At 72.1% G+C, this 20,095-nt stretch carries 25 protein-coding genes; 6 read left to right on the forward strand and 19 right to left on the reverse strand.

Annotated features, from left to right (window positions below):
* Positions 1-24: 24 nt before the first annotated feature.
* The 11 genes from lgt to hisI all read right to left on the reverse strand — a co-directional run bounded on the left by lgt (position 25) and on the right by hisI (position 8,869).
* On the reverse strand, positions 25-978 hold the full coding sequence (gene lgt / locus ACZ470_RS23260; protein WP_468429966.1) for a prolipoprotein diacylglyceryl transferase: 954 nt from the start codon (positions 976-978) through the stop codon (positions 25-27).
* Positions 979-1,071: 93 nt separating this feature from the next.
* On the reverse strand, positions 1,072-1,851 hold the full coding sequence (locus tag ACZ470_RS23265; protein WP_468429967.1) for a DsbA family protein: 780 nt from the start codon (positions 1,849-1,851) through the stop codon (positions 1,072-1,074).
* A gap of 98 nt (positions 1,852-1,949) precedes the next feature.
* Positions 1,950-2,765, reverse strand: a complete 816-nt coding sequence (gene trpA, locus ACZ470_RS23270) for a tryptophan synthase subunit alpha (RefSeq protein ID WP_468429969.1) — start codon at positions 2,763-2,765, stop codon at positions 1,950-1,952.
* Entirely contained in the window at positions 2,762-4,048 is a 1,287-nt protein-coding gene (gene trpB / locus ACZ470_RS23275) for a tryptophan synthase subunit beta (RefSeq protein WP_468429971.1), read from the reverse strand. Before trpB ends, trpA begins: the two co-directional genes overlap by 4 nt.
* Before the next feature lie 107 nt (positions 4,049-4,155).
* Positions 4,156-4,326 carry a tryptophan biosynthesis modulator TrpM gene (trpM, locus tag ACZ470_RS23280; RefSeq protein ID WP_468429973.1) on the reverse strand — a complete coding sequence of 57 codons (171 nt, stop codon included), beginning with the start codon at positions 4,324-4,326 and terminating at the stop codon, positions 4,156-4,158.
* 21 nt (positions 4,327-4,347) lie between these two features.
* Positions 4,348-5,157 carry an indole-3-glycerol phosphate synthase TrpC gene (gene trpC, locus ACZ470_RS23285; protein ID WP_468429975.1) on the reverse strand — a complete coding sequence of 270 codons (810 nt, stop codon included), beginning with the start codon at positions 5,155-5,157 and terminating at the stop codon, positions 4,348-4,350.
* Positions 5,158-5,276: 119 nt separating this feature from the next.
* Positions 5,277-5,711, reverse strand: a complete 435-nt coding sequence (locus ACZ470_RS23290; RefSeq protein WP_468430239.1) for a DUF2752 domain-containing protein — start codon at positions 5,709-5,711, stop codon at positions 5,277-5,279.
* 83 nt (positions 5,712-5,794) lie between these two features.
* Positions 5,795-6,022, reverse strand: coding sequence for an HGxxPAAW family protein (locus tag ACZ470_RS23295; protein ID WP_468429977.1), 228 nt, complete (start codon positions 6,020-6,022; stop codon positions 5,795-5,797).
* 264 nt (positions 6,023-6,286) lie between these two features.
* Complete coding sequence (locus tag ACZ470_RS23300; RefSeq protein ID WP_468429979.1) at positions 6,287-6,928, reverse strand: TIGR02234 family membrane protein; 642 nt, start codon at positions 6,926-6,928, stop codon at positions 6,287-6,289.
* A gap of 52 nt (positions 6,929-6,980) precedes the next feature.
* Positions 6,981-8,474, reverse strand: coding sequence for an anthranilate synthase component I (locus ACZ470_RS23305; RefSeq protein WP_468429981.1), 1,494 nt, complete (start codon positions 8,472-8,474; stop codon positions 6,981-6,983).
* Positions 8,475-8,485: 11 nt separating this feature from the next.
* The gene (gene hisI, locus ACZ470_RS23310; RefSeq protein ID WP_468429983.1) at positions 8,486-8,869 is read right to left on the reverse strand and encodes a phosphoribosyl-AMP cyclohydrolase; all 384 of its coding nucleotides are present in this window, start codon (positions 8,867-8,869) and stop codon (positions 8,486-8,488) included.
* Positions 8,870-8,953: 84 nt separating this feature from the next.
* On the opposite strand from hisI, the gene ACZ470_RS23315 reads away from it, so the two are divergent.
* Both ACZ470_RS23315 and ACZ470_RS23320 read left to right on the forward strand, forming a co-directional pair.
* Positions 8,954-9,589 carry a TIGR03085 family metal-binding protein gene (locus tag ACZ470_RS23315; RefSeq protein ID WP_468429985.1) on the forward strand — a complete coding sequence of 212 codons (636 nt, stop codon included), beginning with the start codon at positions 8,954-8,956 and terminating at the stop codon, positions 9,587-9,589.
* A 23-nt stretch (positions 9,590-9,612) separates the two neighbouring features.
* Positions 9,613-10,011, forward strand: coding sequence for a VOC family protein (locus ACZ470_RS23320; protein ID WP_468429986.1), 399 nt, complete (start codon positions 9,613-9,615; stop codon positions 10,009-10,011).
* Between the two features lie 13 nt (positions 10,012-10,024).
* Here ACZ470_RS23320 and hisF read toward each other — a convergent pair whose 3' ends face one another.
* From hisF to hisD, 8 genes are read right to left on the reverse strand one after another with little or no spacing between them, the layout of a single operon-like run.
* A complete protein-coding gene (hisF, locus tag ACZ470_RS23325) occupies positions 10,025-10,780 on the reverse strand; it encodes an imidazole glycerol phosphate synthase subunit HisF (protein ID WP_468429988.1) in 756 nt (251 codons plus the stop codon).
* Positions 10,777-11,181: a Rid family hydrolase gene (locus ACZ470_RS23330; RefSeq protein WP_468429990.1), complete on the reverse strand. Its 405-nt coding sequence runs from the start codon at positions 11,179-11,181 to the stop codon at positions 10,777-10,779. Before ACZ470_RS23330 ends, hisF begins: the two co-directional genes overlap by 4 nt.
* Positions 11,178-11,903, reverse strand: a complete 726-nt coding sequence (priA, locus tag ACZ470_RS23335; protein ID WP_468429991.1) for a bifunctional 1-(5-phosphoribosyl)-5-((5-phosphoribosylamino)methylideneamino)imidazole-4-carboxamide isomerase/phosphoribosylanthranilate isomerase PriA — start codon at positions 11,901-11,903, stop codon at positions 11,178-11,180. The genes ACZ470_RS23330 and priA overlap by 4 nt, the downstream gene beginning before the upstream one ends.
* A 4-nt stretch (positions 11,904-11,907) precedes the next feature.
* Complete coding sequence (gene hisH, locus ACZ470_RS23340) at positions 11,908-12,549, reverse strand: imidazole glycerol phosphate synthase subunit HisH (RefSeq protein ID WP_468429993.1); 642 nt, start codon at positions 12,547-12,549, stop codon at positions 11,908-11,910.
* 4 nt (positions 12,550-12,553) lie between these two features.
* A complete protein-coding gene (locus ACZ470_RS23345) occupies positions 12,554-12,712 on the reverse strand; it encodes a hypothetical protein (protein WP_468429995.1) in 159 nt (52 codons plus the stop codon).
* Positions 12,713-12,715: 3 nt separating this feature from the next.
* Positions 12,716-13,309 carry an imidazoleglycerol-phosphate dehydratase HisB gene (gene hisB / locus ACZ470_RS23350; RefSeq protein WP_142171367.1) on the reverse strand — a complete coding sequence of 198 codons (594 nt, stop codon included), beginning with the start codon at positions 13,307-13,309 and terminating at the stop codon, positions 12,716-12,718.
* Positions 13,306-14,418, reverse strand: a complete 1,113-nt coding sequence (locus ACZ470_RS23355; RefSeq protein WP_468429997.1) for a histidinol-phosphate transaminase — start codon at positions 14,416-14,418, stop codon at positions 13,306-13,308. Before ACZ470_RS23355 ends, hisB begins: the two co-directional genes overlap by 4 nt.
* Entirely contained in the window at positions 14,415-15,740 is a 1,326-nt protein-coding gene (gene hisD, locus ACZ470_RS23360; protein ID WP_468429999.1) for a histidinol dehydrogenase, read from the reverse strand. The genes ACZ470_RS23355 and hisD overlap by 4 nt, the downstream gene beginning before the upstream one ends.
* 193 nt (positions 15,741-15,933) lie before the next feature.
* Between hisD and ACZ470_RS23365 the strand changes: the two genes are divergently transcribed.
* The 4 genes from ACZ470_RS23365 to ybaK all read left to right on the forward strand — a co-directional run bounded on the left by ACZ470_RS23365 (position 15,934) and on the right by ybaK (position 20,029).
* Positions 15,934-17,511 carry an oxidoreductase gene (locus ACZ470_RS23365; RefSeq protein WP_468430001.1) on the forward strand — a complete coding sequence of 526 codons (1,578 nt, stop codon included), beginning with the start codon at positions 15,934-15,936 and terminating at the stop codon, positions 17,509-17,511.
* Between the two features lie 170 nt (positions 17,512-17,681).
* A complete protein-coding gene (locus tag ACZ470_RS23370) occupies positions 17,682-18,737 on the forward strand; it encodes a hypothetical protein (protein ID WP_468430002.1) in 1,056 nt (351 codons plus the stop codon).
* Positions 18,738-18,748: 11 nt separating this feature from the next.
* Positions 18,749-19,489, forward strand: a complete 741-nt coding sequence (locus ACZ470_RS23375; RefSeq protein WP_468430004.1) for an LON peptidase substrate-binding domain-containing protein — start codon at positions 18,749-18,751, stop codon at positions 19,487-19,489.
* A 33-nt stretch (positions 19,490-19,522) separates the two neighbouring features.
* The gene (gene ybaK / locus ACZ470_RS23380) at positions 19,523-20,029 is read left to right on the forward strand and encodes a Cys-tRNA(Pro) deacylase (RefSeq protein WP_468430006.1); all 507 of its coding nucleotides are present in this window, start codon (positions 19,523-19,525) and stop codon (positions 20,027-20,029) included.
* Positions 20,030-20,095: the final 66 nt, after the last annotated feature.

A 20,095-nucleotide genomic window follows, 5' to 3' on the forward strand; every position in this document is an offset into this window, starting at 1 on the left:
CCCTCGGCGCAGTACAACAGCCGGTCAGCCCTTCTTCGCCGACCCGGCCCCATCCTTGGAGTCAGAGGAGTCCTCGGCCTCACGGGAGTCCTTGGAGTCAGAGGAGTCCGAGGAGTCCGACTCCACGGAAGACTCACCCTCGGCCTCCACAGCGGCGTCGGAGCCCCCCGGCTCAACAACATCCTCCCGCCCCGGCCGCTTCCGCAGAGACAGCACGATGTACAGCACCGCCAGCAGGAACACCACGACCGACGTCCAGTTGTTCAGCCGCAGCCCGAGGATGTGATGCGCCTCGTCGACCCGCATGTACTCGATCCAGAACCGCCCGACGCAGTACGCGGCGACGTACAGCGCGAACGCCCGCCCGTGCCCGAGCTTGAACCTGCGGTCCGCCCAGATCACCAGCAGCGCCACACCGATGCACCACAGCGACTCGTACAGGAACGTCGGGTGGTACGTGCCCGGGACCCGCCCGTCGGAGGAGGACGTGATCTCCACCGCCCACGGCAGATCCGTGGACCGCCCGTACAGCTCCTGGTTGAACCAGTTGCCCCAGCGTCCGATCGCCTGGGCGAAGGCGATGCCCGGCGCGATGGCGTCGGCGTAGGCGGGCAGCGGGATGCCCCGGCGCCGGCAGCCGATCCACGCGCCGAGCGCGCCGAAGGCGATCGCGCCCCAGATACCGAGGCCGCCCTCCCAGATCTTGAAGGCGTCCACCCAGTCACGGCCCTCGCTGAAATACAGCTGGTAGTCCGTGATCACGTGGTAGAGCCGGCCGCCGATCAGGCCGAAGGGCACGGCCCAGACAGCGATGTCGGCCACCGTGCCGGCCCGCCCGCCCCGGGCGATCCAGCGCTTGTTGCCGAGCCAGACGGCAACGAAGACGCCGATGATGATGCAGAACGCGTAGCCGCGCAGCGGAACGGGGCCGAGGTACAGCACCCCGCTCGACGGGCTGGGAATGTAGGCAAGTTCCATGGCAAGGTCGACGCTACCGTGCCGGACCGGCCGCACGGCAGGCGGACCGGCTACGGCTCCATAACAGGACCGTCCGATGGTCTTCCCGGGGCGTCACTGTCCCTTGTTGGCCTCCTCGACCATCTGCTTGAACTTCTCGGGTGTCATCGAGCGGTCCTCGTAGATGTTCCTGCCCTCGAACACGACCGTCGGCGTGCCGCTGAAGCCGCCCTTCTGGAAGGCCTCGTGCGACTTGGCGACCCAGCTGTTGTGCGTGCCGTCCTCGACGCAGGAACGGAAGGCGGGGGTGTCGAGTCCGTCGACCTTGCCGGCCAGCTCGATCAGCTTGTCGTTGTCGGCGAAGGCGTCGTCGCTCTCCATCGGCTGGTTCGTGAACAGCACGTCGTGGTAGGCGGCGAACTTCCCGGCGTCCTGGGCGCAGGCCGCGGCGTTGGCCGCGTTGCGGGACCCCGTACCGCCCAGGCCGTTGTCGATCAGTGTGACCAGGTGGTACTCCACCTTGAGCTGCCCGGCGTCGGTCAGCTCGTGGATGGTCGGGCTGTAGGCCTGCTCGAAGGACTTGCAGGCCGGGCAGCGGAAGTCCTCCCACACCGTGAGCGTCGCCTTGGCGCTCGGTTTCCCGACCGGGATGGCGGTGCCGTCCTTGCCGAGGGCGCCCGAGGGCGCCACGACCGGGCCCGCCGAGTCGCTCTCGTCGTCCCCGCCGGAGTTGGCGGCGACGACTCCGATCACCGCCGCGAGCCCCAGGACACAGACCACGCTCGCACCCACGATGAGGGCGCGGCGGCGCTTCTCCGCCGCCTTCTGCTTCTCGCGCTCGACCGCCATCCGCTCCCGGGCGGTGCGCTTTCCGTCTCGGTTCTTCTCGCTCACACCCCGCAGAACGAACCGGGGAGGCGCACAGCGCCTCCCCGGTCCCAGGACCACCCGTACGAGGGATCCGTATGACTACCTGCGGATTTCCCGGTCGGTTACGCCTGTCGGCGTATGCCCCTGGCCAGGTCTCCGGCGAGCGCGCGGACGGCCTCGATGCCGGCGGTGTGGTCGGGGGCGTCCAGCATCCGCTTGACGAAGGCCGAGCCGACGATCACACCGTCGGCGAAGCCGGCCACCTCGGCGGCCTGGGCGGCGTTGGAGACGCCGAGGCCGACGCAGACCGGGAGGTCGGTGGTGGCGCGGGTGCGGCGCACCAGGTCCTCCGCCTGCGCGCCGACCGACTCACGGGTGCCGGTGACGCCCATGAGGGAGGCGGCGTACACGAAGCCGCTGCCCGCCGCCGTGATCTCGGCGAGCCGCGCGTCCCTGCTGCTGGGCGCGACCACGAAGACCGTGGCGAGGCCGTGCTTCTCGGCGTGCTCCCGCCACAGCGCCGACTCCTGGACCGGCAGGTCGGGCAGGATGCAGCCGGCGCCGCCCGCCTCGGCGAGCTCGGCGGTGAACCGCTCGACGCCGTAGCGGTCGATGGGGTTCCAGTAGGTCATGACGAGGATCGGCTTGCCGGTGGCCGCGTGCGCCTCGCGGACGGTGCGCATCACGTCGGCGATCTTCACGCCGCCGCGCAGGGCGATGTCGTCGGCGGTCTGGATGACCGGGCCGTCGAGGACGGGGTCGCTGTGCGGCAGGCCCACCTCCACGACGTCGGCGCCGCCCTCCAGGGCGGCCTTGACCGCCTCGATGCCGCCGTCCACGGTCGGGAACCCGGCCGGGAGGTAGGCGATGAGGGCGGAGCGGCCCTCGGCCTTCGCCGCGGCGAGGGTGTCGTTCAGCAGTCGCACGTTCCCGCTCACTTGGCGTCCCCCTCGATCTCGGCGGTGGTGCCGGCCTCGTCGGCGGCGACCTCGGCGTCGGTGTCGTACAGCCCGAAGTAGCGGGCGGCGGTGTCCATGTCCTTGTCACCGCGGCCGGACAGGTTGACGACGATCAGCCCGTCCGGGCCCAGCTCCTTGCCGACCTCCAGGGCGCCGGCCAGCGCGTGGGCGCTCTCGATGGCCGGGATGATGCCCTCGGTGCGCGACAGCAGGCGCAGGGCCTGCATGGCGGCGTCGTCGGTGACCGCGCGGTACTCGCCGCGGCCGGAGTCCTTGAGGTAGGAGTGCTCGGGTCCGATGCCCGGGTAGTCCAGGCCGGCCGAGATGGAGTACGGCTCGGTGATCTGGCCCTCGTCGTCCTGGAGGACGTACGACCGCGAGCCGTGCAGGATGCCGGGCTCGCCCGCGCTCAGGGTGGCCGCGTGCTCGCCGGTCTCGATGCCGTGCCCGGCGGGCTCGCAGCCGATGAGGCGTACGTCCGGGTCCGGGATGAAGGCGTGGAACAGGCCGATGGCGTTGGAGCCGCCGCCGACGCAGGCGATGGCGGCGTCGGGAAGGCGTCCGGCGCGCTCCAGGAGCTGACGGCGGGCCTCGACGCCGATGACTCGGTGGAAGTCGCGCACCATCGCCGGGAAGGGGTGGGGGCCGGCGACCGTGCCGAACAGGTAGTGCGTGTGGTCGACGTTGGCGACCCAGTCGCGGAACGCCTCGTTGATGGCGTCCTTCAGGGTGCGGCTGCCGGACTTCACGGCGATGACCTCGGCGCCGAGCATGCGCATCCGGGCGACGTTGAGGGCCTGGCGCTGCGTGTCGATCTCGCCCATGTAGATCGTGCAGTCGAGGCCGAAGAGGGCGCAGGCGGTGGCGGTGGCCACGCCGTGCTGGCCGGCGCCGGTCTCGGCGATGACGCGGGTCTTGCCCATGCGCTTGGTGAGCAGGGCCTGGCCCAGCACGTTGTTGATCTTGTGCGAGCCGGTGTGGTTCAGGTCCTCGCGCTTGAGGAAGATCCTTGCTCCGCCGGCGTGCTCGGCGAAACGGGGGACTTCGGTGAGCGCGCTCGGGCGGCCGGTGTAGTTGACCAGGAGGTCGTCGAGTTCCCGGGCGAACTCGGGGTCGTGCTTGGCCTTGTCGTACTCGACGGCGACCTGGTCGACGGCCGCGACGAGGGCCTCGGGGATGAACTTGCCCCCGAACGCGCCGAAATAGCCCTCGGCGGTGGGGACTTGACCCTCCGGGTCGGGGATGAAGAAGTTACTGGGCATGCGTGAACCTCACGGTGAGTGTGTGTTGGGCACGTTTCGCCGTGGGGGCGGGGGTTTGTCCGGCCGCTGCGGGCCGTCGGTGGCTTGTCGCGCAGTTCCCCGCGCCCCTATGGGGCGCGCTGCCATCGCCGCCCGTTTACTTGTCCCGGCTCGTCCCCGATGACGTAGCGGACCCTGCGGCCGTGGACCCGGCGGGCGGGGGCACGGCAGCCTCGGGGCCGGCAGCCGCGCGCGAGGCGGGCGTACGGGTCCCGGGCCGGGGTCAGCGAAAGGGTCATCGGGGCCAGCCTACCGGTGGATCAGCCGCGGCCGTGGCGGAGTGCCGGGTGTTCGCCGGCCGCCACCAGGTCGGAGACCGCCGTCTTCGGGTCCTTGCCGGTGACCAGGGACTCGCCCACCAGGACGGCGTCGGCGCCGGCGTTGGCGTAGGCGATGAGGTCGTGCGGGCCGCGGACGCCGGACTCGGCGACCTTGACGATGTCGGCGGGGATCTCCGGGGCGACCCGCTCGAACGTGCCGCGGTCGACCTCCAGCGTCTTCAGGTTGCGCGCGTTGACTCCGATGACCTTGGCGCCCGCGTCCACCGCGCGCTCGACCTCGTCCTCGTCGTGCACCTCGACGAGCGGGGTGAGGCCGATGGACACGGCGCGCTCGATCAGCGACTCCAGGGCCGGCTGGTCGAGGGCGGCGACGATCAGCAGCGCGAGGTCGGCGCCGTACGCGCGGGCCTCCCAGAGCTGGTACGCGGTGACGATGAAGTCCTTGCGCAGCACGGGGATGTCGACGCGCGCGCGGACGGCCTCCAGGTCGGCCAGCGAGCCGCCGAAGCGGCGCTGTTCCGTGAGGACGGAGATGACGGCGGCGCCGCCCGCCTCGTAGTCGGCGGCGAGTCCGGCCGGGTCGGCGATCGCGGCCAGCGCGCCCTTGGAGGGGCTGGAGCGCTTGACCTCGCAGATCACCTTGACGCCGTCGCCGCGCAGGGCGGCCACGCCGTCCTTGGCCGCGGGAGCCTTCGCCGCGCGCTCCTTGAGCTCGTCGAGGCTGACGCGCGCCTGCCGCTCCGCGAGGTCGGCACGGACTCCGTCGATGATCTCGTCGAGCACACTCACGCGAGCGGCCCCCTTCCTGACGGTCGGTCTTCGATGGTCACTGCGATGGTATCCGCAGCAGGGCGTATGCCTCGCATCCAGGTTGACGCGGTCCCACTACCTGGACATTCACATGTTGATCAAGGATGCAACCAGCCACCGAACGGCAGGTTCCGGACAACCGTGAAGACCAGCAGCAACCCTCCCAGGGACCACACGAGCGCGGGCGGCGGGTCCACCCGCAGCGGCCTGCCGCGCGCCGCGCGCACCACCCAGACGGTCCACAGCACGGCGAAGGCGGCGTAGCCGAGGACGGCGGGCGCGTTGGCCTGGAGGGCGGTGAGGAGGTCGCCGTGGACGACGGCGTGCGCGCTGCGCAGTCCGCCGCAGCCGGGGCAGTACAGGCCGGTGAGGCGCAGCAGCGGGCAGGCGGGGTAGTGGCCGGGCTCGTTGGGGTCGACGGTGCCGACGTAGGCGAAGGCCCCGGCGACGGCGACGAGCAGCCCGGCGGGGACGGCCAGCCGGGCCGCCCTGCCCGGGGTGACGCTGGGTCCGGTGGCGTTCACGTGGTGCATTGTGCCCCGGACGCGGCTCAGGGGCGGTTCCGGCACCGTTCCTTCGTGCCGGGCCCGCCCCTGTGCGATGTGCTCCGCCGTGCTCAGCCCTCGGCGCGGGCCGGCACGACGGGGTTGCTCTTCGGCTGTCCGAGGCCCATCGAGCGCATGATGGCCCCGACGATGCCGCCGACGATGACGAGGCCCAGGCCGGCCCAGAAGCCCGCGGGCTGGTCCATCACCATGAACGCGCCCGAGACGCAGAAACCGATGAAGGCGATGATGACACCGGTCCAGGCGGCCGGGGTGTGACCGTGGCTGCTGCCCGCCATTGCTTGCTCCTCGTTGCTGTGTACGTGTCTGAGCAGACGCTCACCCATCATTGTCCCGCACGCACGCCCGGACAGTGACCGGGGGTACACACCCCGGGCCGCGCGACACCCCCGCCCGGGCGCGCCGCGCCGAGCCACCCCACACCGCCCGCCTCGCGCCCCACGCCCGACAACACCCTGCCGGGGTCGAGCCACCCCACACCGCCCGCCTCGCGGGCAGTCGTGCCGCTGGGGCGGCACGACTGCCCGCAGTCGGTCGGGGGGTTACGCGCCGGTGGGGTCCTCGCCTCGGTCCAGGGCCTTCCAGAGGTCTTCGGGGCGGTCGGGGTCGACACGGGCGGGGCCGCGGCGCGTACGCGGGGCGCCGTTTCGTTCGTAGCGCCCGGACATCGCCGGCCACAGCCGGCCGTACCGCAGCGCCAGCAGACCGGCCAGCAGCAACAGCACACCGCCCACGAGGGCCACGTACGGCCAGGCCGTATGGCTGAGCGCGCCCACCGTCGCGGACGTGTCCCCGGACACCTCCGCAGCCTTCTCGTCCAGCGCCGCGCTGTCCGACGCCCCGAGCGCCGCCGCCGCGACGGTCCCGGCCCCCGACAGCGCGAGCAGCGCCGCGACGGCCAGCCGCCCGGCCCTGCGCACCGCGAACACCGCGACCAGTGCCGCCAGCCCCACCACGGCCAGCGCGGCGGGCACGCCCGTGACGTCACTCCCCTTGGCGGTCAGCGGAAACGTGCCGCCCGCGACCGAGGCGGTGCCCGCCGACCACTGCTGCCGGGTGGCGAGCAGGGCCACGGCCGCGCCCAGGGCGCCGCTCAGCAGGGCGACGGCGAGGCTGATGCGGCCGGTGCGGGCGGAGCCGGCGGCCTCGGAACGGGGGCTGGGTACAGCAGTCACGCCCTCCACTATCGCCTGAACCCCGGGCGAACCGACACCCGGGGTTCACCTCGGGCGCCTCTCAGGCCGTGGACAGCCGGTTCGCGGTGTGCACCGCGCGCAGCACCGCCGCCGCCTTGTTGCGGCACTCGGTGTCCTCCGCGACCGGGTCGGAGTCGGCCACGATGCCCGCTCCGGCCTGGACGTACGCGGTGCCGTCCCGCAGCAGCGCCGTACGGATCGCGATCGCCGTGTCGGAGTCGCCCGCGAAGTCGAGGTAGCCCACGCAGCCGCCGTACAGGCCGCGCCGGGACGGTTCGAGTTCGTCGATGATCCGGAGCGCCCGGGGCTTGGGCGCGCCGGAGAGCGTGCCGGCCGGGAAGCAGGCGGTGAGCACGTCGAACGCGGTGCGGCCGGCGGTGACCCGGCCGGTGACCGTCGAGACGATGTGCATGACGTGCGAGTACCGCTCGACGGACATGAAGTCGACGACCTCGACGGAGCCGGGTTCGCAGACGCGCCCGAGGTCGTTGCGTCCCAGATCGACGAGCATGAGGTGCTCCGCGCGCTCCTTGGGGTCGGCGAGCAGTTCGTCGGCGAGGGCCTGGTCCTCCTGGGGGGTGGCGCCGCGGTGCCGGGTGCCGGCGATGGGGTGGAGCATGGCCTGCCCGTCGTCGACCTTCACCAGGGCCTCGGGGGACGAGCCGACGACGTCGAAGCCGTCGAAGCGGAACAGGTACATGTAGGGCGACGGGTTGGTGGCCCGCAGCACCCGGTAGACGTCGAGGGCGCTGGCCGTGCACGGCGTCTCGAACCGCTGGGAGGGGACCACCTGGAAGGCCTCCCCCGCGCGGATGCGCTCCTTGATGTCCTCCACGGCCCGCTGGAAGTCGGGGCCGCCCCACAGCGCGGTGTGGTCGGGCAGCTCGGAGGGCGGCAGCACGGCGGGCGGCTGGGCCACCGCGCGGGTGAGGTCGGCCTCCATGGCGTCGAGGCGGGCCACGGCGTCGGCGTACGCCTCGTCGACGCCGGTCTCCAGGTCGTTGTGGTTGATCGCGTTGGCGATCAGCCGGACGGAGCCCTCCCAGTGGTCCATGACGGCGAGGTCGCTGGTGAGCAGCATGGTCAGCTCGGGCAGCTTGAGGTCGTCGCGCTCGCCGGGGCCGACCTTCTCCAGGCGGCGCACGATGTCGTAGCCGAGGTAGCCGACCATGCCGCCGGTGAAGGGCGGCAGGCCCAGGTCGTGGGCGAGGTCGCGCGGGGTGTGCAGGGTCTCCAGGGTGGCGCGCAGCGCGGCGAGCGGGTCGCCGTCGACGGGCACGCCGACGGGCGGGGCTCCCTCCCAGTGCGCCTGCCCGGCGCGCTCGGTGAGGGTGGCGGCGCTGCGGACGCCGACGAAGGAGTAGCGGGACCAGGAGCGTCCGTTCTCGGCGGACTCCAGCAGGAAGGTGCCGGGGCGCTCGCCGGCCAGCTTGCGGTAGAGCGCGACGGGGGTGTCGCCGTCGGCGAGCAGCTTGCGGGTGACCGGGATGACCCGGCGGTCGGTGGCGAGCTTGCGGAACGTCTCGAGGTCCATGGCGGCAGACCTTACTGATCCGAGGCGGGGGCGTCCGCCACCGCCAGCACGTCGGCGTCGAAGCAGGTGCGGGCCCCGGTGTGGCAGGCGGCGCCGACCTGGTCGACCTTGACGAGCACGGTGTCCGCGTCGCAGTCGAGGGCGACGGACTTGACCCACTGGAAGTGGCCGGAGGTGTCCCCCTTGACCCAGTATTCCTGGCGGCTGCGCGACCAGTAGGTGCAGCGGCCGGTGGTCAGCGTGCGATGCAGCGCCTCGTCGTCCATCCAGCCCAGCATCAGCACCTCTCCGGTGTCGTACTGCTGGGCGATGGCGGGCAGGAGGCCGTCGGCGCTGCGCTTGAGCCGCGCGGCGATCTCCGGGTCGAGGCGGCTGGGCCGGGACGTGCTGGTCATGCGAACCATTGTGCCGCGCGGGGACGTCGTGCCCGCGCGGACGTCCACTGGGCGGACGTCCCGGCCGGCCGTAGGCTGGCTGGCATGTCGACCCATGCCAAGCGTGAACGACTTCTCCTGGCCGATCTCCTGGAGACCGCGGGCCCGGAGGCCCCGACCCTCTGCGAGGGCTGGACGACCCGGGATCTCGCCGCCCATGTGGTGGTGCGCGAGCGCCGCCCCGACGCCGCCGGCGGCATGCTGGTCAAGCAGCTGGCGGCGCGTCTGGAGCGGGTGATGGCTGAGTTCACCGCCAAGCCGTACGAGGAGCTGATCCAGCTGATCCGGACGGGTCCGCCGCGCTTCTCACCCTTTTCGCTCAAGCAGGTCGACGAGTTGTCGAACATCGTCGAGTTCTACGTCCACACGGAGGACGTGCGCCGTGCCCAGCCCGACTGGACGCCGCGTGAGCTCGACCCGGTCTTCCAGGACGCCCTGTGGTCGCGGCTGGAGCGTTCCGCCCGGCTGATGGGGCGCGGTGTGCCGACCGGTCTGGTGCTGCGCCGTCCGGACGGCCAGACGGCCGTGGCGCACCGGGGGACCCCGGTGGTCACGGTGACCGGCGAGCCGTCCGAGCTGGTGCTGTTCGCCTACGGCCGGCAGAGCGCCGCCAAGGTGGAGCTGGACGGCGACGAGAACGCGATCGCGAAGCTGCGCGAGACCAAACAGCTCGGCATCTGATCCGCACCCGAAAGGCGCAGTCCGTGATCAAAGTGGCCATGACCAGCGTGTACGTCGACGACGTGGCGAAGGCGCACGCCTTCTACACCGATGTCCTCGGCTTCGAGACCCGTACCCACATGGATCTGGGCGGCGGGACGCTGTTCGTCACCGTGGGCGCGAAGGACGGCGCCCAGCGGGACCTGGAGCTCCTGCTGGAGCCGGGCCAGGGTCCCATCGCGGAGCCGTACCGCAGGGCGGTGCGGGAGGCGGGCCTGCCGTCCATCGTGTTCTCCGTGGACGACCTCCGCGCGGAGTACGAGCGCCTGCGCGGGGAGGGCGTCCACTTCGTCCAGGACCCGCGGGAGCAGGGTCAGGTGATCGCCGCCGTCCTGGACGACACGGTCGGCAACCTCATCCAGCTGGCCCAGCCGACGGGCTAGGCACTCCCCGGCGTCATCGCACGGGGTGGCCGGCTCCGCGCAGGGTGTCCTTGACCTGGCCGATGCGCAGGTCGCCGAAGTGGAAGACGGAGGCGGCCAGGACGGCGTCCGCGCCCGCGGTCACCGCGGGCGGGAAGTCGCCGAGCTTTCCGGCGCCGCCGGAGGCGATCACCGGGACGGTGACGTGCTTGCGGACGGCGGCGATCATCTCCAGGTCGTAGCCGTCCTTGGTGCCGTCGGCGTCCATGGAGTTCAGCAGGATCTCGCCGGCGCCCAGTTCGGCGGCCCGGTGCGCCCACTCGACGGCGTCGATGCCGGTGCCGCGGCGGCCGCCGTGCGTGGTGACCTCGAAGGAACCGGACTCGGTGCGCCGGGCGTCCACGGACAGCACCAGGACCTGCCGGCCGAAGCGCTCCGCGATCTCCCGGATCAGCTCCGGGCGGGCGATCGCGGCCGTGTTCACGCCCACCTTGTCGGCGCCGGCCCGCAGCAGCCGGTCGACGTCCTCGGGGGTGCGGACGCCGCCGCCGACGGTCAGCGGTATGAACACCTGCTCGGCGGTGCGGCGCACCACGTCGTACGTCGTCTCGCGGTTGCCCGACGAGGCGGTGATGTCCAGGAACGTCAGCTCGTCGGCGCCCTCGGCGTCGTACACCTTGGCCATCTCGACGGGGTCGCCCGCGTCGCGCAGGTTCTGGAAGTTGACGCCCTTGACCACCCGGCCGTTGTCCACGTCCAGGCAGGGGATGACTCGGACCGCCAGGGTCATGAATTCACGGCTCCTCTGAATGCTTCCAGTTCCACTGAGACCAGTACGCGCGAGTCCACGAAGCCCTCGACCACCAGCACCGTGGTGACCGGGCGCACCGAGTCGAACAGCTCCTTGTGGGCGCGTCCGGCCGCGTCGACGTCCCGCACATGGGCGAGGTGGATACGCGTGCGGATCACGGACTCGATGCCGAGCCCGAACTCGCCGATCGCCTCCAGCGCGCTGGTGAAGGCCACCTTGGCCTGCTCGTACGGGTCGCCCTCCCCGTACAGCACCTCGCCCCGGAAGGCGGTCGTGCCCGCCACCAGGACGCGGTCACCCGCCGCCACGGCACGTGCGAAGCCGAAGGACTCCTCCCAGGGGTTTCCGCTCTGCACGCGCCGTACGGCATCGGATGTCATGAGGACACAGCCTCCAGGGCCTCTTCCAGCGTGAACGCCTTGGCGTACAGGGCCTTCCCGACGATGGAGCCCTCGACACCGAGCGGCACGAGCTCCGCGATGGCGCGCAGGTCGTCCAACGAGGACACTCCGCCGGAGGCGACCACCGGGCGGTCGGTGGCGGCGCAGACGTTCTTCAGCAGCTCCAGGTTGGGCCCCTGGAGGGTGCCGTCCTTGGCGATGTCGGTGACGACGTAGCGGGCGCAGCCCTCCTTGTTGAGGCGCTCCAGCGTCTCGTAGAGGTCGCCGCCGTCGCGGGTCCAGCCGCGGCCGCGCAGCGTGGTGCCGCGGACGTCGAGACCGACGGCGATCCGGTCGCCGTGCTCGGCGATGACCCTGGCCACCCATTCGGGGGTCTCCAGGGCGGCGGTGCCGAGGTTGACGCGGGTGCAGCCGGTGGCGAGGGCGGCGGCGAGGGTGGCGTCGTCGCGGATGCCGCCGGACAGCTCGACCTTGATGTCCATCGCGCCGGTGACCTCGGCGATCAGCGCGCGGTTGTCGCCGGTGCCGAACGCGGCGTCCAGGTCGACCAGGTGCAGCCACTCGGCGCCCGAGCGCTGCCAGGCGAGGGCGGCCTCCAGGGGGGAGCCGTACGACGTTTCCGTCCCGGACTCGCCGTGCACCAGGCGGACGGCCTGGCCGTCGCGGACGTCGACGGCGGGGAGGAGTTCGAGCTTGGCCATGTCTCTACAGGGTTCCGATCCAGTTGGTGAGGAGCTGGGCACCGGCGTCGCCGGACTTCTCGGGGTGGAACTGGGTGGCCCACAGGGCGCCGTTCTCCACCGCCGCGACGAAGGGCTCGCCGTGGGTGGACCAGGTGACGAGCGGGGCGCGCATCGCCGGGTTCGTCGTCTCCAGTGTCCAGTCGTGGACGGCGTAGGAGTGCACGAAGTAGAAGCGGGCGTCCGCGTCGAGGCCGGCGAACAGCTCGGAGCCGGCCGGGGCGTCCACGGTGTTCCAGCCCATGTGGGGCACGATGTCGGCCTGGAGCGGCTCGACCGAGCCGGGCCACTCGTCGAGGCCCTCGGTCTCGACGCCGTGCTCGATGCCCCGCGCGAAGAGGATCTGCATGCCGACGCAGATGCCCATCACCGGGCGGCCGCCGGAGAGCCGGCGGTCGACGATCCAGTCGCCGCGGGCCTCCTTCAGGCCCTTCATGCAGGCGGCGAAGGCGCCGACGCCGGGCACCAGCAGCCCGTCGGCGTTCATCGCGCGGTCGAAGTCACGGGTGATCTCGACGTCGGCTCCCGCGCGGGCGAGGGCGCGCTCGGCGGAACGGACGTTGCCGAAGCCGTAGTCGAAGACCACGACCTTCTTGGTGGTGCTCAAACGCTCACACCTCCAGCCTCAGGATGCCGGCGCCGAGACACATCACGGCGCCGATCGACAGCAGCACGATGAGGCTCGTGGGCATCTTCTGCTTGACGAAGGAGATGATCCCGCCGACGAAGAACAGGCCGACGACGATCAGGACGGTGGACAGTCCGTTCATGGCTTACAGCGCGCCCTTCGTGGAGGGCAGGATGCCGGCCGCGCGGGGGTCCCGCTCGGACGCGTAGCGCAGGGCGCGGGCGAGGGCCTTGAACTGGCACTCCACGATGTGGTGCGCGTTGCGCCCGTAGGGCACGTGGACGTGCAGCGCGATCTGGGCCTGGGCGACGAAGGACTCCAGGATGTGCCGGGTCATCGTGGTGTCGTACTCGCCGATCATCGGCGCCATCTTCTCGGGCTCGGTGTGCACGAGGTAGGGGCGGCCGGACAGGTCGACGGTGACCTGGGCGAGGGACTCGTCCAGCGGGACCGTGCAGTTGCCGAAGCGGTAGATGCCCACCTTGTCGCCGAGCGCCTGCTTGAAGGCGGCGCCGAGCGCGAGGGCGGTGTCCTCGATGGTGTGGTGGGAGTCGATGTGCAGGTCGCCCTCGGTCTTCACGGTCAGGTCGAACAGACCGTGCCGGCCGAGCTGGTCGAGCATGTGGTCGTAGAAGCCGACCCCGGTGGAGATCTCCGTCTTCCCGGTGCCGTCGAGGTCGATCTCGACGAGGACGGACGTCTCCTTGGTGGTGCGTTCCACGCGTCCTACGCGGGTCATGCGCTCTGCTCCTGTTCCTTCTTGAGGTCACGCGCCGCGTCGAGGAACGCGTCGTTCTCGGCCGGGGTGCCCGCGGTGACCCGCAGCCATCCCGGTACGCCGTTGTCCCGGACCAGGACGCCCCGGTCGAGGATCTTCCGCCAGGTGGCGTGGGAGTCCTCGAACCTGCCGAACTGGACGAAGTTCGCGTCGGACTCGGTCACCTCGTAGCCGAGGGCGCGCAGTTCGGTGACGAGCCGGTCGCGCTCGGTCTTGAGCTGCTCGACGTAGCCGAGCAGCGTGTCGGTGTGCTCCAGGGCGGCCAGCGCGGTCGCCTGGGTGATCGCGGAGAGGTGGTACGGCAGCCGGACCAGCTGGACGGCGTCGACGACCGCCGGGTGCGCGGCGAGGTAGCCGAGGCGCAGGCCCGCCGCGCCGAACGCCTTCGACATGGTGCGGGAGACGACGAGGTTCGGGCGTCCGTCGAGCAGCCGGAGCAGCGAGTCGCCGTGGCTGAACTCGATGTACGCCTCGTCGACGACCACCATCGACGGCTTGGCCGCCTGGGCGGCCTCGTACAGCGCGAGGACCGTCTCCGGGGGGACCGCGTTGCCGGTGGGGTTGTTGGGCGTGGTGATGAAGACGACGTCGGGCCGGTGCTCCGCGATCGCCTTCTCCGCGGCGGCGAGGTCGATCGTGAAGTCCTCGTTGCGCGGCCCGGAGATCCAGCCGGTGCCGGTGCCGCGCGAGATGAGGCCGTGCATCGAGTACGACGGTTCGAAGCCGATCGCGGTGCGGCCGGGGCCTCCGAAGGTCTGGAGCAGTTGCTGGATGACCTCGTTGGAGCCGTTGGCAGCCCACACGTTCTCGAGGGCGACCGGGTGTCCGGTCGTCTTCGTCAGGTATTCGGCCAGCCTGGTGCGCAACTCGACGGCGTCCCGGTCGGGGTAGCGGTTGAGGTGGCGGGCGGCCTCGCGGACCCGCTCGGTGATCCGCTCGACCAGCGGCTCGGGCAGCGGGTAGGGGTTCTCGTTGGTGTTCAGCCGTACGGGGACGTCCAACTGGGGCGCGCCGTAGGGGGACTTGCCGCGCAGCTCGTCCCGTACGGGGAGATCGTCGATGCCGGTCACTTGCTCTCGGGTACCTTCCAGCCGAACCTCGCCTTGATCGCCGCGCCGTGCGCGGGCAGGTCCTCCGCCTCCGCCAGCGTGACCACGTGGTGCGCGACCTCGGCCAGCGCGTCCTCGGTGTAGTCGACGATGTGGATGCCGCGCAGGAAGGACTGGACGGACAGGCCCGAGGAGTGGCAGGCGCAGCCGCCGGTGGGCAGGACGTGGTTGGAGCCGGCCGCGTAGTCGCCGAGCGATACCGGGGACCAGGGGCCGACGAAGATCGCGCCGGCGTTGCGCACCCGGCCGGCGACCGCGGCGGCGTCGGCGGTCTGGATCTCCAGGTGCTCGGCGCCGTAGGCGTCGACGACGCGCAGGCCCTCGTCGAGGCCGTCGACCAGGACGACGGCGGACTGCCGGCCCGCGAGGGCCGGGACGATCCGGTCGTCGATGTGCTTGGTGGCCTTGACCTGCGGCTCCAGTTCCTTCACCACCGCGTCCGCGAGGTCGGCGGAGTCGGTGACCAGGACGGCGGCGGCCAGCGGGTCGTGCTCGGCCTGGCTGATCAGGTCGGAGGCCACGTGCACCGGGTCGGCGGTGGAGTCCGCGAGGATCGCGATCTCGGTGGGGCCGGCCTCGGCGTCGATGCCGATGCGGCCGGTGAAGTAGCGCTTGGCGGCGGCGACCCAGATGTTGCCGGGGCCGGTGACCATGGTGGCGGGCGGGCAGGACTCGGTGCCGTACGCGAACATCGCGACGGCGGTGGCACCGCCGGCCGCGTAGACCTCGTCGACGCCGAGCAGGGCGCAGGCGGCGAGGATCGTCGGGTGCGGCAGCCCGCCGAACTCGGCCTGGGCCGGGGAGGCGAGCGCGACGGACGGGACGCCGGCCTCCTGGGCGGGCACGGCGTTCATGATCACGGAGGACGGGTAGACGGACCGGCCGCCGGGCGCGTACAGGCCCACGCGGTCGACCGGGACCCACTTCTCGGTGACCGTGCCGCCGGGCACGACCTGGGTGGTGTGGGTGGTGCGGCGCTGCTCGCGGTGGACGAGCCGGGCGCGGCGGATGGACTCCTCCAGGGCCGCGCGCACGGCCGGGTCGAGCTCCTCCAGGGCGCGCGTGAGGGCGGCCGCCGGGACCCGTACCTGGTCGAGCCGGACGCCGTCGAACTTCTCGGCGAAGTCGATCAGCGCCGCGTCGCCCCGATGATGCACGTCCTCGCAGATGGGCCGCACCTTCTCCAGGGCGGCCGCGACGTCGAAGTCGGCTCGGGGCAGCAGGTCGCGCAGGGCGGCACCCTCGGGGAGGGCTTCGCCGCGCAGATCGATTCGGGAGATCACGGGGTCAATTCTCTCAGACCCGCGCGGTGAGCCGTCCGCCTGTTCCAATGGCTGATACGCGCCGTCCGTGGTAACGGTCCGCGCACATATCCGAGATCCTCTTCACTTTCCGTGTTCAACCTGTCACCGCACCGGGCATGAACGGTTGTACGAAGGGACGAACCAGCGAGTATGTGAGGAGGAGGGGAGTTCCGTGACCGAGGGGGTGGGACCGGGCGGCGGAGAGCCGCCGGAGGACCTGACCGCCACGGAGGCCGGGATGTGGCAGGCCTTCCGCAACGGCACCGTGTACGACCTGAGCAGCGGGGACACGGTCGTCGACGATCCGCACGGAGGGCATCCGTGGGGTCCCGAGCGGACGGTCCGGGCCCGGGTCGTGTGCTGGCTGCTGCTGGACGGCCCGCCCGCCCTGGCCGGCCGGGTCTCGTCGCTGAAGCTGGTCGGCGTGCGGATCAGCGGCGTGCTGGACCTCGCGGGCGGCACCGTGGTGCCGTACCTGGAGATGCGCGCCTGCCGCTTCGAGCGGGACGTGCTGCTGCCGGAGGCCCGCTTCACGACCGTGCGGATGGTGGACTGCTCGATACCGCGGCTGGAGGCGGCGCGGCTGCACACCGAGGGCGATCTGCATCTGCCGCGCTGCCGGTTCCTGGGCGGCATACGGCTCACCGACGCCCGGATCGGTACGGATCTGCTGCTCAACCAGGCGATCGTGCACCGGGACCGCAGCGGCCGCTCGATAGCCGCGGACGGCATGAACGTCGGGCAGGACCTCCAGGCGGAGATGCTGGAGTCGCACGGTGAGCTGAGTCTGCGCGGCGCGACGATAGGCGTCTCGCTGAGCCTGCGCGGCGCCCGGCTGGTCAACCCGTACACCCGGCTCGCGCTGAACGCGCCGCAGCTGACCGTGGAGCGCTCGCTGTACCTGACCCCGGCGGGGGTCGGCGCCCAGGCGCGCAGTGGGATGACACCGGCGCGCGGGACGCGGATCCAGCGGTTCGAGTGCGAGGGCGGGGTGCGTCTTGACGACGGGCGCTTCGGGGACGCGGTCGACTTCGAGGGCGCCGGGTTCACGTTCACCGACGACCAGGAGCTGTCGCTGCGCCGGGTGCAGACGCCGGAGCTGCGCTTCCTCGGGGAGCGGCCGGCGCGCGGCCGGGTGGTGCTGTCGGGCGCGAGGGTGGTGAACCTGATGGACAGGGCCGACAGCTGGCCGGGCCCCGGCCGGCTGCACATGGGCGGCTTCACCTACGAGAACCTGGTGCCGCGCGGGCCGTTCCCGCTGGCGCTGCGGCTGCGCTGGGTGGACGCGGCGAGCGCCGAGTACAACCCGGAGCCGTACGAGCGGCTGGCGGCCGTGCTGCGGGAGGGCGGGGAGGACGAGGACGCCCGTGAGGTGCTGCTCGCCAAGCAGCGCCGCCGCCGCGAGAGCCTGCCGTTCGCGGCCAAGCTGTGGGGTTACGCGCAGGACTGGACGGTCGCCTACGGATACCGTCCGGGTCGGGCCGCGGTGTGGATGGCGGTGCTGTGGGCCGCCGGTTCGGTGGCCTTCGCCCGTGCCGATCATCCGCCCCTCAAGAGCGGTGAGCATCCGGCGTGGAACCCGGCGCTGTTCGCGCTGGACCTGCTGCTGCCGGTGATCGACCTGGGCCAGGTGGGCTTCTGGCAACTGCGCGGCGGCTGGCAGTGGCTGTCGGCCGCGTTCATCCTGCTGGGCTGGATCCTGGCGACGACGGTGGCGGCGGGGGCGACGCGGACGCTGCGTCGTACGTAGACGCCGTGCCGTATGTGGTGATCACGTGTGTGACCCGTGAGACCACTGAGGCCGGAGGGTCGACACAAGGTGAGATTCCCTCCGCTTTTTGCCGGGCCTTGACCCGACGACGTACAACCTTCCACGACTTCCGTGTGGCCTCTGGCGCCGCTGTGACCTGCGGACTTTCAATGGTCGACACCATGGCTCTGCTGCACGGGTTCACCCGTACATCCCGGGTGCGAGAGAAGACGACGGGCGTCGCGACCCCCGTCGTCGCGGTGCTGCCCTCCGACGACGAGGTGCTCCTCGACGCACCCGACGATCTGATGGGCCCGGCGCTGGTCGGGGCCGCCGGCGGTGATCCCGCGCCCGTCGTCGCGCTGCTCGCCGCCACCCGGCGCACCGGCGCCTGGGAGCAGCGCGACCGGTATGTGCGGCGGCTGGCCGCCTTCGCGCGCTCGCGGCCGGAGTGGCTGGACACCTGGCGCGCCCGCGACCCGGGCGACCCCGACGGGCTGCTGGTTGACGCCCAGCGGGCGGTGGACCGCGCCTGGGACTCACCGGCCCGGGTCGAGCTGCTGCGCGAGGTGACCCCGCTGATCACGGCCGCCGCGCGCGCGGACGGCCGGGACCCGGTGCCGTGGCGGCTCGCCCTGGACCACGCCCGCGGTGCCCGCGCCGGCCACCCGTACTTCGAGGAGCTGTGGGCGGCGGCGGTCCGGCGCGCCCCGCACCATCACGGGTGCCATGTGGCGGCCCTGCGCTATCTGGCGTCGTCGTGGCACGGGTCGCACCGCGAGTGCTTCGACTTCGCGGACCGGGCCGCGCAGGACGCGCCGGAGGACTCGCTGACGCAGGCGCTGCCGCTGCGGGCCGCGTTCGGCTATCTCACCGACCCGTGCGGACCCGAGGTGCCGCGCGAGCGGCTGGAAGCGGCGGCCGACCGTGCCGTCGCCCTCTCCGCGCGGCTGCCGGAGGGCCAGCCCTGGCCGGCGGAGCCGCGCAACCTGCTGACCTACGTCCTCGTCCGCCTGGAGCGCTGGCGGGACGCCCTCGAGCAGCTGCGGCTGACCGGCCCGTACGCCACGTCCTTCCCCTGGGACCGGGAGGCGGACGATCCGCTCGGCCGGTTCCTGGAGGTGCGTCAGCTGGTGCGTGCGGCGGTCGCGTCCGGTGCCCCCGCGCCGGGGTCCGACCGACCGAGGAGTGAGCAGGGCGGACGACTCCGCTTCGGCGACCATTAGGCTTTTGGCTCGTGACGACCGTCCGGCTCCCGCTCTTCCCCCTGAACACGGTGCTGTTCCCGGGGCTCGTGCTCCCGCTCAACGTCTTCGAGGAGCGCTATCGCGCCATGATGCGCGAGCTGCTGAAGACCCCCGAGGACGAGCCGCGCCGGTTCGCCGTCGTGGCGATCCGCGACGGGCACGAGGTGGCGCCGAGCGCGCCCGGCATGCCCGATCCGACGGCCGTGCCCGAACGGGGCCCGGCCGCGGGCTTCGGCGCCGACCCGCTGCGCGCCTTCCACAAGGTGGCCTGTGTGGCCGACGCGGCGACGATCCGGGAACGGGCCGACGGCACCTTCGAGGTGCTGGCGACCGGTACGACCCGGGTGCGGCTGCTGTCCGTGGACGCCTCCGGGCCGTATCTGACGGCCGAGGCGGAGCCGTTGGAGGAGGATCCCGGTGACGAGGCCGGGGCGCTCGCCGAGGGGGTGCTGCGGTCCTTCCGCCAGTACCAGAAGCGGCTGGCGGGGGCGCGGGAGCGGTCGCTGGCGACCGGCGCGGACCTGCCGGACGAGCCGGGTGTCGTCTCGTACCTGGTCGCCGCCGCGATGATGCTGGACACGCCGACGAAGCAGCGGCTGCTCCAGGCGCCGGACACCGCGTCCCGGCTCCGGGACGAGCTCAAACTGCTTCGCGCGGAGACGGCCATCATCCGTAGTCTGCCGTCGTTGCCGGCCGCGGAGCTGACGCGCGGTCCGACGAGTCTCAACTGACGTGCGATCTGTGTGGGGTAGGTACGGGCCGGGATGGCGAAGAAGTCCAAGAAGCAGCAGCAGTCGGGAGGCACTCCCGCGACGGTGGCGCTGACCGCGGCCGGGGTGCCGTTCACGGTGCACTCCTACGACCACGACCCGTCCCACCCGTCCTACGGCGAGGAGGCGGCCGAGGCGATGGGCGTCTCCCCGGAACGGGTCTTCAAGACGCTGGTGGCGGACATCGACGGGGCGCTGACGGTGGCGGTGGTCCCGGTGGCCGGGCAACTGGACCTGAAGGCCCTCGCGTCGGCGGTGGGCGGCAAGCGGGCCGCGATGGCCGACCCGGCGCTGGCGGAACGCACCACGGGGTACGTCCGGGGCGGCATCTCGCCCCTCGGGCAGCGCAAGAGGCTCCCTACGGTCCTGGACGAGTCGGCCGACCTGCACGAGACGATCTGCGTCTCGGCCGGGCGCCGCGGGCTGGAGGTCGAACTGTCCCCCACCGACCTGGCCGCCCTCACCTCCGCAACCCTGGCCCCAATCGGCCGCCCCGCCTGACGCCCACGGTTGGTGGGTGAGTCGGTGCCGCGTCTTCCGCTCTCCGCGGGCAGTCGTGCCGCTGGG

It is taken from the genome of Streptomyces sp. NPDC031111 (genome assembly GCF_055570675.1).

Excerpts from the sequence above, each read along its gene's own strand:
- lgt (WP_468429966.1), bottom strand. The coding sequence starts at position 978 with ATGGAACTTGCCTACATTCCCAGCCCGTCGAGCGGGGTGCTGTACCTC.
- trpB (WP_468429971.1), bottom strand. The coding sequence starts at position 4,048 with ATGCCCAGTAACTTCTTCATCCCCGACCCGGAGGGTCAAGTCCCCACC.
- trpM (WP_468429973.1), bottom strand. The coding sequence starts at position 4,326 with ATGACCCTTTCGCTGACCCCGGCCCGGGACCCGTACGCCCGCCTCGCG.
- ACZ470_RS23290 (WP_468430239.1), bottom strand. The coding sequence starts at position 5,711 with ATGCACCACGTGAACGCCACCGGACCCAGCGTCACCCCGGGCAGGGCG.
- ACZ470_RS23295 (WP_468429977.1), bottom strand. The coding sequence starts at position 6,022 with ATGGCGGGCAGCAGCCACGGTCACACCCCGGCCGCCTGGACCGGTGTC.
- ACZ470_RS23305 (WP_468429981.1), bottom strand. The coding sequence starts at position 8,474 with ATGGACCTCGAGACGTTCCGCAAGCTCGCCACCGACCGCCGGGTCATC.
- hisI (WP_468429983.1), bottom strand. The coding sequence starts at position 8,869 with ATGACCAGCACGTCCCGGCCCAGCCGCCTCGACCCGGAGATCGCCGCG.
- ACZ470_RS23315 (WP_468429985.1), top strand. The coding sequence starts at position 8,954 with ATGTCGACCCATGCCAAGCGTGAACGACTTCTCCTGGCCGATCTCCTG.
- hisF (WP_468429988.1), bottom strand. The coding sequence starts at position 10,780 with ATGACCCTGGCGGTCCGAGTCATCCCCTGCCTGGACGTGGACAACGGC.
- ACZ470_RS23330 (WP_468429990.1), bottom strand. The coding sequence starts at position 11,181 with ATGACATCCGATGCCGTACGGCGCGTGCAGAGCGGAAACCCCTGGGAG.
- priA (WP_468429991.1), bottom strand. The coding sequence starts at position 11,903 with ATGGCCAAGCTCGAACTCCTCCCCGCCGTCGACGTCCGCGACGGCCAG.
- ACZ470_RS23345 (WP_468429995.1), bottom strand. The coding sequence starts at position 12,712 with ATGAACGGACTGTCCACCGTCCTGATCGTCGTCGGCCTGTTCTTCGTC.
- hisB (WP_142171367.1), bottom strand. The coding sequence starts at position 13,309 with ATGACCCGCGTAGGACGCGTGGAACGCACCACCAAGGAGACGTCCGTC.
- ACZ470_RS23370 (WP_468430002.1), top strand. The coding sequence starts at position 17,682 with ATGGTCGACACCATGGCTCTGCTGCACGGGTTCACCCGTACATCCCGG.
- ybaK (WP_468430006.1), top strand. The coding sequence starts at position 19,523 with ATGGCGAAGAAGTCCAAGAAGCAGCAGCAGTCGGGAGGCACTCCCGCG.